Below are 13,106 nucleotides of genomic sequence, written 5' to 3'. Positions count from 1 at the left end.
ATTATTGAGTAATCGCTAAACAATCACTTTCTCCCCACCAAGCGTAGATAGGCGTGTCGCGGTCTGGTAAAGCGCCAATGGTATTAGGTTGCAACACATTGATGCTAATGCCATTTGTTAATTCCACAACATAATTAACGTGTGTACCTAAATACATAACGTTTACAAGCCGCCCTTCAAAACAATTAGCTGGCAAGTTCGGTGGATAAAGTGAAAGCTGTATTTTTTCTGGGCGCACACTGACGACTACCGCTTGTGATAATTCAGTTGGTGTATCTTCAGCGCGGCTAATGACAATTGAAAGCCCCGTTTTTGTCGAAATTTGGACATGAGAAGAGTCTACCCCGACGATTTCACCACTGAATAAATTAGTATCGCCAATAAAATCAGCAACAAAAGATGTTTGGGGACGTTCGTAAATTTGACTGGGAGTGCCAACTTGTTCAATTTTGCCTTGATTCATCACGGCAATGCGATCGCTCAAACATAATGCTTCTTCTTGGTCGTGCGTCACCATCACAAAGGTCAATCCCAAATCTTTGTGTAAATTTGATAACTCAACCTGCATTTCCTTACGTAGTTTTAAATCTAACGCCCCTAGAGGTTCATCCAGTAATACGACGGTGGGACGGTTGACTAAAGCCCTGGCTAAGGCGACCCGTTGCTGTTGACCACCAGAAAGTTGATTGGGAAAACGCGATCGCAAACTTTCCATTTTCACGAGTTTTAAAGCTTCTTCGACTCTACTTTCAATTTCCGATTTGCGTATTTTTTTTAACCTCAGTCCAAAGGCGATGTTATCCCAGACATTCAGGTGGTTAAATAAAGCGTAACTTTGAAATACAGTATTGACGGGTCGGCGGTAAGGCGGCACATTAGTCATAGACTGACCCTGAATCAACACCTTGCCAGCATCAGCAATTTCAAACCCAGCAATTAAGCGCAGTGTTGTTGTTTTACCACAACCGGAGGGGCCTAAAATACTAAAAAATTCTCCTTGTCTGACATCCAAATCGATTCCATGTACTGCTGGTTCTTGATTAAAAAACTTGAACACATTACGCAGTTCAACATCAAGTGGCTGAAAATTTGTTATCCCCCTCTGATTCTGCATGGAAATTTGAGCCATAATCCTCAGTATAATGCCGTGATCTTCAGTTATTTTGTCAATTAATATAGTCTATTGGGCAAACTAGATTTGACACTTTGGTTTATTGTATCCGCCAAAAACAATTGTTCAAGAATATACTCGCCCGATTCTTTCATCCCCAGTATTGGCGTAAAATTAATGTAAATATCTATACTTGTATTAGTACTTAGGTATTCTTAGATTCAGCTAATAAGCATTAAAATAGGCTAGCTAGAATTGCGTTTATTCATTTTGAATTTTTAATTGATACTTATGTCTTTATTCCCATCACTTGGCGCCAAAAAAGATACACGTACCGTTGGACGTGGTTTCCAATCAATATTTTTAATCGTATTTACCCTATTGATGACCTCTGGTATTGGGGCGCGTTTGGCATATTTGCAAATTGTTGAAGGGCCAAAACTCCGGGAACGAGCCGAAGCGAACCGAATTCGGATGATTCTTAAACAACCAGAACGGGGCAATATTTTTGACCGAAATGGCAAACTTTTAGCCACTACTCGCTATCCTAGCTCTGTATATTTGTGGCCGATGGCACATACTAAGCCTTCCTGGTCTGTAGTCGGCCCCCGTTTAGCGCAAATTCTCAACATTCCACAAGATGAGATGGAAAAGAAATTAGACCAAGCAGGTGCTAATTCTTCTTCACTGATCCGCATTGCTCGCGATCTCAATGAAGCAGAAATCACCGCATTAAAGGAATATAAAAATGAACTCCCAGAAGTGGAAATCAATACAGATTCGGTACGTTATTATCCCCACGGCAAGGAATTGGCGCACGTATTAGGTTATACAAGGGAGTTGACCGCCGACCAGTTAAAAGACAAGAAGGAGCAAGGCTACCGACTAGGAGATGTAATCGGTCAGATGGGGGTAGAAAAAGCTTATGAAAAAGTGCTGCGGGGCGAATGGGGCGGTCAGCAGGTGGAAGTAGATGGTGCGGGTAGACCAATCCGGGTTTTGGGAGAGAAACAGGCAAAATCTGGTAACGATTTGCACCTGACTTTAGATTTAGATGTGCAAAAGGCAGCCGAAAAAGCTTTGGGAAATCATCGAGGTGCGATCGCCGCAATTGATCCGAAGAATGGTGCGGTTTTAGCAATGGTATCTTACCCCACCTTTGACCCAAATATCTTCTCCAAACAAAAACTTTCCCAGAAAGATTGGGAAAATCTGCAAGGTAAGGATCATCCCTTGGTCAATCGTGTTTTGAGTGCCTTTCCCCCCGCCAGTACCTTTAAAATTGTTACTACAACAGCCGGACTGGAATCAGGTAAATTCTCTCCTGACTCAATATTACAGACCTTTGGTTCCCTGACTGTTGGTGGGGTGACATTTGGTGAGTGGAACCACGCCGGATTTGGACCATTGGGATTTCCCAGAGCGATCGCGATGAGTAGTGATACTTTCTTCTATCAAGTTGGCAGAAAAGTCGGTGGTCCAACTTTAATCGAATGGAGCCGCAAATACGGGTTTGGTCAAAAAACTGGCATTGAATTTCAGGGCGAAGAATCAAAAGGCTTGGTTCCAGATGAAACATGGAAGCTGAAAGTTTTGAAGACACCTTGGAGTGTAGGCGACACCATTAATATGTCAATTGGTCAAGGTGCTTTGCAAGTGACACCCCTACAATCGGCAATTATGTTTTCTGTCCCTGCTAATGGCGGGTATCGAGTTCAGCCGCATTTGCTCAAAGACAACGAAGAAGCAAAAAGTTGGCGCTCATCGTTAAATATGAAGCAGGAAACCATCAAAGTTCTCCGTGACGGACTGCGGAAGGTGGTGAGTGAGGGTACAGGTAAGAGCTTGAACGTGCCGACAATTCCCCCAGCTTCTGGAAAGAGTGGCACTGCTGAAGCCGGTGTTGGTCGTCCAAATCATACTTGGTTTGGTGCTTATGCCCCCAGTAATCAGCCGGAAATTGTGGTTGTGGCCTTTGGTGAAAATACTGGCGAGCATGGTGGTACTGTTTGCGGCCCGATGGTTTTACAAGTACTGGAAGCTTATTTTCAGCACAAGTATCCAGGTAAGTATCAAAAACCTCAGCCTGACCCATCAGAAGCTAAAACCCAGAGTTCAGGACATGGCACTGGAGATTAGCGCTCTGTCCCCAAGGGGTGAATAAGTTCGTAGTAAGGACTTTAGTCCTGGATTTTTAAGCACTGAAGTGCTTACTACAAACTGATCATATTTAATAAGACAGGTCAATTATGATTGACGACTATATTCGAGCCATAATGACTAAAAACCAGATTCCTGGACTTTCTGTTGCAGTGGTGCAGTCAGGTGAACCTGTTTTAGTTAAGGGCTATGGACTAGCGAATATTGAACACTCTGTTACAGCTACTGAACACACAGTTTATGAAATTGCATCTGTCGGTAAAACTTTCACCGCTACAGCCATAATGATGCTGGTAGAGCAAGGGATAATTTCGCTAGAAGATGCGATCACAGACTATCTCGATGATCTACCCCTAACGTGGCAAAATGTCACAATCGGGCATATTCTGTCTCATCAGTCTGGAATTCCTAGTTATACCGATGCCCCAAACTACTGGGAAATTACCCATCTTAATTTATCGAAATCTGAAATTTTGGCTCTAGTTACTCACCTACCCCTGAAGTTCCAACCGGGTGAGTTTAGCGCCTATGACAACACAGGCTACTATCTACTGGGTTTGATCCTAGAGAAGGTAACTGGACAATCTTATGGAGATTTGTTGCGCGATCGCATTTTTGCTCCTTTGGGAATGAACACAACCGTAATGAATGATCCCAAAGACATAGTGCTACTCCGATCTTCTGGCTATCGGTTGTCAAACAGCAAACTCGTTAACAAACCTTACTACAGTCCTTCTGTTACCTATTCTGCTGGAGGTCAACTTTCCAGTGTAGAAGATATGGTGAAGTGGGAACAGGCCCTTTGTGGTGCAACTCTACTAAAGCAATCAACCCTTGATTTGATGTGGACTCCTCATTTTCCCAATCAGGGCGATGATTGGGAAAAGTTGAGATATGTTGCAGGTTTAGGTTGGTGGGTATTTAATTATGGCGATCGCCGCGTAGTTGGTCATAATGGTTCAATACTAGGATTCGCAAGTAACATTACCCGCTTTATTGATGACAAAATTACCGTAATTTTACTTTGCAATCTCGATAAAATTTCTCGACCAGATGCGATCGCTAAGAAAATTGCTGAATACTACTGTCCAGTTCTTACGGAACTAGTGCTTCAGCCTCCATTAGGGGAGTAGGGGGCAAAGGTGAAAATAACTAATCAGAAATGAGTCTTAGAGTCTTACCCGAATGGCACATTTGGCTATTTTGAATACTTTAGTCTGTAGAACTTTTGTATTCAAAATTCTACGCTTTTTCTTCATGCAGCCCAGTAAACTAGACCAAATGTTAGGAATAGAATTACAGCGTCGTCGCACAGAGAAAGGTTGGTCACAGGAGTATCTTGCAGAAGTGACAGGTCTGCACAGGACTTATATCAGCCAGCTTGAGCGAGGGCTAAAAAGTCCATCTGTTAGAGTTCTTAGCCATATTACCAATGCTTTAGGTATGACAATGAGTGAGTTTTTACAAGCTGTAGAGGAATCCCTCAGTGTTGACGGACAACGAGATTGAAAGATTAACCCAAGCCATTATTGCTACCATTGCATCTCCAGTCATCGGCTCGATAGAAGATTATACGTGGGAAGCAATTTTTCATTATGTTAAGCATATTCCTTTATCAGATCCCGCTTTGGGACGTAGCAAGCTTCTCTATGATGCTGTTGACTTGGTGACTAAAACTGGTTGGTCGCTCAAATCCCTGCAACTCAATAGCCTCAACTTTACAAATCCATTTTTCTTTGTAATTCAGAGAGCAGATGTCATCAAGAAGTCTGTCCAACTGGGTTTTCCTGGTCTGACTGAGCAATCTTTGCCTAATGAGCTTGGATCAGCCATTATCCAACATTGGAACGAAAAAATTATTTTGAATCAGGCAGTACAGGGCGTTATTAATAGTTATGAAGGCATATTACTGAAAACTATCAAAGGCTATGAGTATATTTACTGCGAGTTTCCACTCTATCCTCTTGACCCAAATACCTTTTCTTGGGCTTGGACGGTAGATAGAACTACTGGGGGATTAGGTGCTGGACTACAGGGAAGCGTTGCAGGCAAAACAGAATTGGTTTGGTACAAAAATCAGAAACAACTTTTTCGAGCTAGAACTATTCCTACACAGGCTGTTCGGATTACAGTTGCAAGAACTCGTCTGACGCTTGATCGATATGTGGAGACAGTTCTCTCTGCTTTGCAAGATCAAATCAATACCCAATTTTCTGAGGATAGGTCTGAAGAATAGATGAAGCGATCGCTTTACCTAGCAGGGGAGGTACAGATTCACCAATTTGAGAAGCCATCTCAGTATATGTTCCCAAAAAGTGAAAATCATCTGGGTAAGAGTGTAATCTTGCAGCTTCGCGTATTGTAATTGTTCGATCTTGAGTTGGATGAAAAAATCTACCCGATCCTGGATGGAAGACCCATCTGGTGATAGTTCTCGCTGGCTTATCCCAGCAAAGTCTCCCGTATGCGCCGCTATAGTGTTTCTTGGGAGCTAATTCAGGAGGTAAGTCTCTAGCATCTTGTCCTTCAGAAAGAGCGCGAGCTCTCGAAAATTGAATTGGACTCAAAGCGCGAGCAACATGATTAACAATTTTTATGCTTTCATGACGCATCATTGCTTGATATATACTTTGTGGAGGAGAAGGATAAACTTCAGCCTCATAGTCTTGTCCTGCATCGAGTGGTGGTAAGTCTCCAATGGCATCTCTAACTGTGACAAGTGGAGAAATATTTGCTTCTAACAAATTAAGCTGATTACAAGATTTCGTACTTCTATAGTCGCTCCTAATATCACCAAAATGTGTTGGTTCAGGAAAATGAAGGGAGCGATCTAGACTAGCTATAAAAAAAGCTCTGGTTCTCGTTTGTGGTATTCCATAATGTGCAGCATTTAATGATGAAGAGACAACTTTATAGCCCAATGATTCAAGTTTTTCTGTTATTTCTTCTTTAATTACGCCATTATAAGCTTTCAATATTTCAGGCACGTTCTCCATTACTACATAAAGGGGTCTAAACTCCTCTACGAATTCCAAAAACGTTCGATATAGCAGGTTACGCGAATCATTGAGGTAGCGATAACCAGCAGGAATATTTCTGGAAAATCCTTGACACGGGGGACCGCCAATCAACAGTATTGGTGCTTCTCGCCGCAAGCCCAACGCTAATCGTAAGTCATCAGGACTGACCTGACGTATGTCCTGATGAATGATTTTGGTTTTTGGGTAATTGTGCTTGTAGGTCGCCAAGGCTTTTGCATTTACATCGATTGCACATAGAGATTCAAAGCCCGCCATGTGAAACCCTTTTGTGAAGCCACCAGCACCAGCAAATAAGTCAATAATCTTGTATGTCATTTATGAATACTATAGTATTCGTAAACTATCGTCAAGCAACTCCTTGATAAAAAGATACTAATCTCTAGATCAACTTTTATTAAGGTATTTTAGCGGGTTTCAAATTTCTGGCTTTGTAGAACATTTCCAAACTATTGCGATCGCCAACGAAACGCCAGTGCCAAGGCTCATAACTCACACCTTGAACATTATCTTTAGGAAAAGACATTTCAAAGCCAAAACGCGCGGCATTTGCTTGCATCCACTGATAAGCCTTGGTATGGTCAAAGTTAGTTTGGAGATTAGTTGCTGGTACTGATCCGTCCCCAATATCCACAGCGTAACCTGTGTGATGTTCGCTATGACCAGGAGGAGCGCTGAGGGCAGCTCGTTCTGCTGGCGTTTGATTTCGCTGGGCACCGACAGCAAAAAACAACTGCTCCTGGTCTTTGACTGAGCGGAAGCCAGAAATTGGGACTACAATTACACCTGCCCTCCGCGCGGTGGCTACCATCTCCTCAAACTTTTGGGCAGCAGCTTTTCGCATTCTAATGCCCCTATTTGCGGAAATGCTTACTAGTTCTGACTCAGGCGCTTCTGAGTATGGAAAATGCCCTAACACAGTATCGTTAGAATTATTAGATGCTGCGGGAATCGTAGGAGCCGAAGTCGCTGGTAAAGGTTGAGAATTGGCGGTTTTTTTGGGTGCAGTGATGAAAAACAAAAAACCGCTAATTAAAGCCAGCAGGATAAATCCCACTACTCCCCCAATCAGCACCATTTGGGGTTGCAACCAAATTTTCGGTCTGGCATTGGGGGTATCGCGTACAGCCACTGGAATATCATCACCAGAGTCATTCGATGAGTTTTGCGGTTTTCCAGAAAACCCTGCCTTATTCAAGGGTAAACTCCTGTTTTTGTGGGATAGACATAACAGATTTTGCACTGGACAAAAGTAGACGTAACAGGTAGCATTTTACATCTGTGGTTTTTAGGCGCAATCTTGACAAACCTTTTAGAACTATACGTCAAGCTGGGAGGATTAGTCCTGGTAGGTTTTATTCTGGGACGCAAACTACCTGTGACAGTTCCTACACGTTTGGGACAGTTTCTTTTTTGGGTGGGAGTACCCATAAGCATAGTATCGTTTTTACGTCAATCTAGCTTGTCTGGGCAAATTTGGCTTGCACCTGCCTTCGCTTACCTTGCCATTTTACTCGGAGCATTTTTAGCTTGGTTAGGGATTAAAGCCCAAGCCTATTTTAAAAATACCGTCCCTCAACAATCAACTCAGGCTAGCTTGATATTAGCAGCAATGTTGGGTAATACAGGTTATCTTGGTTATCCCATTGCCTTAGCAATGGTAGGCAAGGAATACTTTGCTTGGGCGCTATTTTACGATTTGCTAGGTTCATTCCCCGGAACTTATGGCTTGGGTGTGTTATTAGCAGCGCGTTTTGGCGGCGGTGTCCAGAATTATTGGCAGACTGCTAAGGCCATCTTAATTAATCCTGCCCTGTGGGGTTTCGGATTTGGCTTGCTGTTTCGGGAGGTGACAATTCCCACAGTTGCGGAATTTTGCCTGGATAAATTTGCTTGGAGTAGTGTAGCTTTATCTTTGATGTTAATTGGGATGAGACTGGCGCTGCTCAAATCTTGGGGTAGTTTACCACAAGCAGGCATGAGCTTGGGAATCAAAATGCTGCTAGTTCCCTTGATATTGGGGAGTACTTTACCACTGTTTGGATTAACTGGGGCGATCGCAAAAGTCATTGTCCTACAAATGGCTATGCCTCCAGCTTTCGCCACACTGGTAATTGCTGAGACATTTAATCTCGATCGCGATCTGGCAGTTACAGCCTTAGCTGCTGGGGCGATAGTATTGCTGGTGACTCTCCCAGTTTGGCTGTGGCTATTTTGATTGGCGATTTATGTGGTTTTGTGCGATCGCATTTGTAAATCCGGTCAGTATTAATTGAGTTATGGGAGTATCTTTAAGCGACTCTGGAAATGATTTCAGAGTCAGAGCAACTAATATATATTATTGCCAGTAATTATAAGTCAAGTGTTGTATCACTCATGCAAACTTCAGGTACACCAGCAGCACCTACATCTTTAACTCTCAAGTTATTTACCCCAGCCAGAACTGATTCACCACTCAATTTACCCTACTTTAGTTTTACAGACACAGTAAGTAATAAATGTCATCTCCAATGGGTAGCCCCTGCTTCTAGTGGTTCCGGTAGAGAAATCACAAGTTATTTAATTGAAAGTAGTGTTAATGGTTCTAGCGGATGGACAACAGTTATAAACACCGGAAACACTAACTTAGCAGCATATAATCTCACAAAAGCTGCGGGGACAATATATTTTCGGGTTAGTGCTATAAATGTTTCAGGAGTTGGAACACCTTCCAATGTTTTAACCGTGGCAAGTTCTACTTCAACTTGTGAAGGTACTATGGTGCGTCAAAATGGCGTCTGGACATTCTTTACAGATCCGAGAGCAATTTGTTATCGGGATAATACTTATATAGGTTGGGTTGATAATAGAGGAGTTGTTGGGGTTACAAAAGTAAATAACACAACTAAAGAATCTACCCACTTTGATTTAGAAGATGTCTCAACCTATGTTACCCAACTTGGTGGGGCTGAAATTGACGACCATGATAATGCGGCAGTATTCATCAGGTCTGATGGCAGAATTACTTGTTATTATAGTGTTCATAATGACCCATCTGGTATTAGGTCAAGAACCACTATTTACCCAGAAGATATTACACAGTGGTCTCCAGCAATTGTAGATAGCCCTGCTAACACCAATTCAAGCCCAAATATTAATTTACCAACTTGCTATAGCAATCCCAGGTTATTAGAAGATACTGGAATTTTGCTTAATCATTTCCGCACTGGTACACCACCTAAAGCCCCACACGCTATTCTGTTTGCAAATACTCAAAATCCCCCAAATTCTACGGCATCTGATAGTGATGCATTACCTTTAATTGAAAGTACCCTTGACCCTTGGAAAAATCAACGTCCCTATGTAAAATCTGTAGCCAATGGTAAAAACCGTGTAGACTTTTTCTTCACTGATGGTCATCCAGGTGACTCAGGTACAAGAAAGAATGGAAATGGCACGAGTTTATATCATTTCTATGTACAGTGGGATAAAGCAGCTAACAAAGCACGTTATTATACTTCTGCTGGTGTAGAAATGGTTAACCCCTCAGCTACAGGTGAGCAATTCCCTAGCTTGCCTATACGACCTAAACACCGTGGGGGTAGTGACCCTACTATGGTTTGGAATGGCGTGAATGTTAGGTCATGGGGCTGGGATATTGTAATCGGTTTTGATGGCAACCCATCTGTATTATTTACAACTTATGATAATGGGTCTGGTAGCTTTGGTTACACCAATCAACGCTATATGTTCTCTAGATGGAATGGAACAGCATGGATAACTCCAGTTGATATTACCGGAGCTAATGTTGTTCCCTCTATTCAACCTAAAGTTACTAAAGAAGCAGAGGAGCAGGGGAGCAGAGGAGCAGGGGAGAAAAAGAAAATTCCCCTCAATAATATATGGTACAAGTCCCTGGTTTTAGCTATGGAGAAAATAAAAATATTTATTTCGAGATCAAAATTACGAGAAATAATCCGTCCTTATTTAAATTATTTCAAGCCCTTGGCTTTAGCTATGGGGTTTCTCCCCTACTCCTCTGCTTCCTTGACCTTTACTCAACCCACAGTTAGAGGAGTTGCTGTATCATTTCCAGGCATGGGTACTAAGGGAGTAAATGGGTTTCCTCTTGATGAACCTTGTTACACAGGTGGTTGCTGCTTTGATGGTAATAACCCGAATATTGTGTATTTGGTTAATACTGTAGTTCAGAATCCAACTAATAATTCTGATTTATCATCTACAGACCTTACTGGAATCAGAGAGTTACAGGAGTGGCGTACAACAGATAATGGCTTAACTTGGTCAAAAGTCAGAGATATCACTACAAATTCCTTACCTAATATTATTAATGGTCGTCCTTACAGCCCTAAAAATCATGATGGTAAGATTGCTGTTGTGTGGTGGCGGGGTGCTTACTCTGGATGGGTACGATGCTTTAATACTAATATTTGGTGTGCCCCTGCTTCAGATATAGCAGTTCTCGGTTAATGGTAGCAAAACGTTTTAGATCCCCCTAAATCCACGCCACTTGCTCATGGGGGAAACCCCCACGCAATGGCAAAACTGGCGCTAGTCGATGAGCAGTGATGCTGATTGCCCGTGGTTCTCATTTGGAAGCAATTACGACTTACGCATTAACAGAAAAGCCCAAATAGCAGATATGCTTTTCAGGGCTTAAAAGCCAAATTTTTCAACTATTTTTTTGCGATGCCTGCGGCGGGCTACGCTTACGCGGCTAACAAAGGATCGCTTGCAAAAGCCTAAAAAAACCTATTTACGTCAATACACAAGATGATTCCTTTGTACAGTGCGTAAGTCCTAGCAATTAAAAAAATTGGCTAACAATTTTCGGCTCGCCTTAGTATTGCTGTTAAATAAGTTTCGTTTAAAGAAAGCAGCAAAACCAATACCTAAGAGTAAACCACCAATAAGATTAGGTTCAGGAACTGATTTAGATCCTTGAGGATTAGTAACGCTTATGCTACCTCCAGGCTGGAGAGTATATTCTACTGGAGACGAAAAATCGTTTAATTGATCGAAAGGTACGTACCCTGCTATCGGTTGGCTGCTAATACTGAATGTCAGAGGCGAAGAAGATACCAGTCCAGAAAAGCTCAATTGATCGCCAGGAACTTGGTAAATAGAATCGAGCACAATACTTTTGCCGTTAATATCGACGAGGTTTCTAACACGAAATGCTGAAAATGATGTTTTCGCTCCTGGGGAGGTGCTACTAGAAGTTGTTAGAGTAGGGAAAGCTTGTTCTTGTATACCAGTTGGTGTAGCGACAAGTGATGCAGCCTCAAGTAAGTTCAAAACCGCAGTCCCATCTGGGTTATCCTCAATGTTTATATTTAAAGTATAGGTATCTCCAGGTAATACAAGACCGCCAACTGAAGATATACTTACTTGGCTGGTGTTGTTGTTGGCAATTTGACTAGTCGGAAACTCTGGAGAATTGAAAGAGATAAGATTGAGCGGGTTACCAGAACTATTACCAAGCACGGCTCTGTTACCAACTATAGGATAATTTGACCCATTAGGTACTTGAAAACGGAAAATTGCGCTTTGAGCAGGAGCGCTGAAAAACATTGCTCCACTAATCTACCAGCGAAGAAACAACTAAGGGAAAGTACTGAGAAGTTTTCATCGATTTTTCAGGTTATGTGATGCTGATAGTACCATGTTGAGTGGGAATTAAGTACGGAGTGGTGCATTGGTGTAAACTTCACGTCAAAGCTTGAACTTAAGTTCAGGGGGGACTGAGGAAGCCAACTTAAGTTGACACCAATGAGTATTGCTGTGTCACATTGATATAATTGCATCCAAATGATACCGTATTTTTGTCTAGATATAGAATTTTATCGCCTTGCCAACGGTAGATTATTTCTAAAAGGAGTTTGCTGCAATGTCCACAACACCAACTACTCGATTAATTTTAGAGACTTTACTTCCCCATCTCAAAATAGCAGCAGCCTATGCCCATTTTCTACAACCAAAAATTGCTGCACTTCCTGCCAAAGAACAAGCAAAAAACTTTTTTGGTGCTGCCCTGACTGATGCTGATGTGGCTATTCAAAATCTGATAGAAGTAGTATTACTGGGCACTTTCCCAGAGATTCGTTTTTATGGTGAAGAATATGAAAGTTCTCATAACACCAAGTATTTTCGCGCTACTGAACTCGGTTCAGAAGGTGATTATTTAGTCACACTCGACCCGATTGATGGCACAAAGTTTTACATGGATGGACATTCTAATTACCAAATTATTCTCAGTATTCTAAATTCGGATGATTTTGAAGCAGTACTGGCAATTTCACCTGGACAAAATATTTATTTTTACGCGCTTCGAGGTGAAGGTGCTTTTAAAGGGACGCTAGAGATGAACTTAGAAGCCTGTGCCCCGTTACACATCACATCCGCCAAACCTGCTATTTTGTTGGGCTGGGGAATGAATTCCATCGCACATTTACTAAAAGATCAATATAAAGTAATTGATATAGCAACTGATTACTCTAGTGATATTCAAATTCCCAATCTCAATGGTATTCTCAGTGGCGACTTAAGCGGAGCAGTCATCAAATCGGGCAAATTTATTGATAGTGCTGGACTCGCTTTTATTGCGAAAGAGGCTGGTTGGATTGTAACGACTCTGGACGGTTCAACTTTACCGCCACTGCATACTTGTCAAAACTATAGCCTACCTGGATTGATCATCGCTGCCTCAAAATCTGTTCATCAACACCTGCTGTCAGCGATGCAAAGTTTTAGCAGTGCTGAGTGAGTAAGAAGTAAGGGACTGACAAATAAAAAAA

Annotated in this window: 11 protein-coding genes; 7 read left to right on the top strand and 4 right to left on the bottom strand. The window is 42.1% G+C overall.

Translation table 11 applies throughout. From position 1 onward, the window contains the following. Position 1: 1 nt before the first annotated feature. Complete coding sequence (locus tag V7K50_RS18940) at positions 2–1,129, bottom strand: ABC transporter ATP-binding protein (RefSeq protein WP_334962640.1); 1,128 nt, start codon at positions 1,127–1,129, stop codon at positions 2–4. 273 nt (positions 1,130–1,402) lie between these two features. Between V7K50_RS18940 and mrdA the strand changes: the two genes are divergently transcribed. The 4 genes from mrdA to V7K50_RS18920 all read left to right on the top strand — a co-directional run bounded on the left by mrdA (position 1,403) and on the right by V7K50_RS18920 (position 5,507). Continuing rightward, positions 1,403–3,250 (top strand): penicillin-binding protein 2, encoded by a 1,848-nt coding sequence (mrdA, locus tag V7K50_RS18935; protein ID WP_334962638.1) that lies wholly within the window; start codon positions 1,403–1,405, stop codon positions 3,248–3,250. Positions 3,251–3,360: 110 nt separating this feature from the next. Next, on the top strand, positions 3,361–4,404 hold the full coding sequence (locus V7K50_RS18930; RefSeq protein ID WP_334962636.1) for a serine hydrolase domain-containing protein: 1,044 nt from the start codon (positions 3,361–3,363) through the stop codon (positions 4,402–4,404). Between the two features lie 148 nt (positions 4,405–4,552). Continuing rightward, positions 4,553–4,780 (top strand): helix-turn-helix domain-containing protein, encoded by a 228-nt coding sequence (locus V7K50_RS18925; RefSeq protein WP_442944626.1) that lies wholly within the window; start codon positions 4,553–4,555, stop codon positions 4,778–4,780. Beyond that, positions 4,758–5,507: a hypothetical protein gene (locus V7K50_RS18920; protein WP_334962632.1), complete on the top strand. Its 750-nt coding sequence runs from the start codon at positions 4,758–4,760 to the stop codon at positions 5,505–5,507. The genes V7K50_RS18925 and V7K50_RS18920 overlap by 23 nt, the downstream gene beginning before the upstream one ends. On the opposite strand, the gene V7K50_RS18915 is transcribed toward V7K50_RS18920, so the two are convergent. After that, entirely contained in the window at positions 5,470–6,627 is a 1,158-nt protein-coding gene (locus tag V7K50_RS18915) for a DNA cytosine methyltransferase (protein WP_334962630.1), read from the bottom strand. The genes V7K50_RS18920 and V7K50_RS18915 overlap by 38 nt on opposite strands. 79 nt (positions 6,628–6,706) lie before the next feature. Further along, positions 6,707–7,507, bottom strand: a complete 801-nt coding sequence (locus V7K50_RS18910; RefSeq protein ID WP_334962628.1) for a M15 family metallopeptidase — start codon at positions 7,505–7,507, stop codon at positions 6,707–6,709. Positions 7,508–7,609: 102 nt separating this feature from the next. Between V7K50_RS18910 and V7K50_RS18905 the strand changes: the two genes are divergently transcribed. Further along, positions 7,610–8,527: an AEC family transporter gene (locus tag V7K50_RS18905; protein ID WP_334962809.1), complete on the top strand. Its 918-nt coding sequence runs from the start codon at positions 7,610–7,612 to the stop codon at positions 8,525–8,527. A gap of 158 nt (positions 8,528–8,685) precedes the next feature. Then, the gene (locus V7K50_RS18900) at positions 8,686–10,779 is read left to right on the top strand and encodes a BNR-4 repeat-containing protein (protein WP_334962627.1); all 2,094 of its coding nucleotides are present in this window, start codon (positions 8,686–8,688) and stop codon (positions 10,777–10,779) included. A 330-nt stretch (positions 10,780–11,109) separates the two neighbouring features. Here the strand turns inward: V7K50_RS18900 and V7K50_RS18895 are convergent, their stop codons facing one another. After that, positions 11,110–11,883 carry a PEP-CTERM sorting domain-containing protein gene (locus V7K50_RS18895; RefSeq protein WP_334962625.1) on the bottom strand — a complete coding sequence of 258 codons (774 nt, stop codon included), beginning with the start codon at positions 11,881–11,883 and terminating at the stop codon, positions 11,110–11,112. 316 nt (positions 11,884–12,199) lie between these two features. Here V7K50_RS18895 and V7K50_RS18890 point away from each other — a divergent pair, with 316 nt between their 5' ends. Continuing rightward, positions 12,200–13,075: an inositol monophosphatase family protein gene (locus V7K50_RS18890; protein WP_334962623.1), complete on the top strand. Its 876-nt coding sequence runs from the start codon at positions 12,200–12,202 to the stop codon at positions 13,073–13,075. Positions 13,076–13,106 lie beyond the last annotated feature (31 nt).

It is taken from the genome of Nostoc sp. (assembly GCF_036917135.1).
Lineage (GTDB): Bacteria > Cyanobacteriota > Cyanobacteriia > Cyanobacteriales > Nostocaceae > Nostoc.
This window is presented reverse-complemented; position numbering and strand designations above follow the sequence as displayed.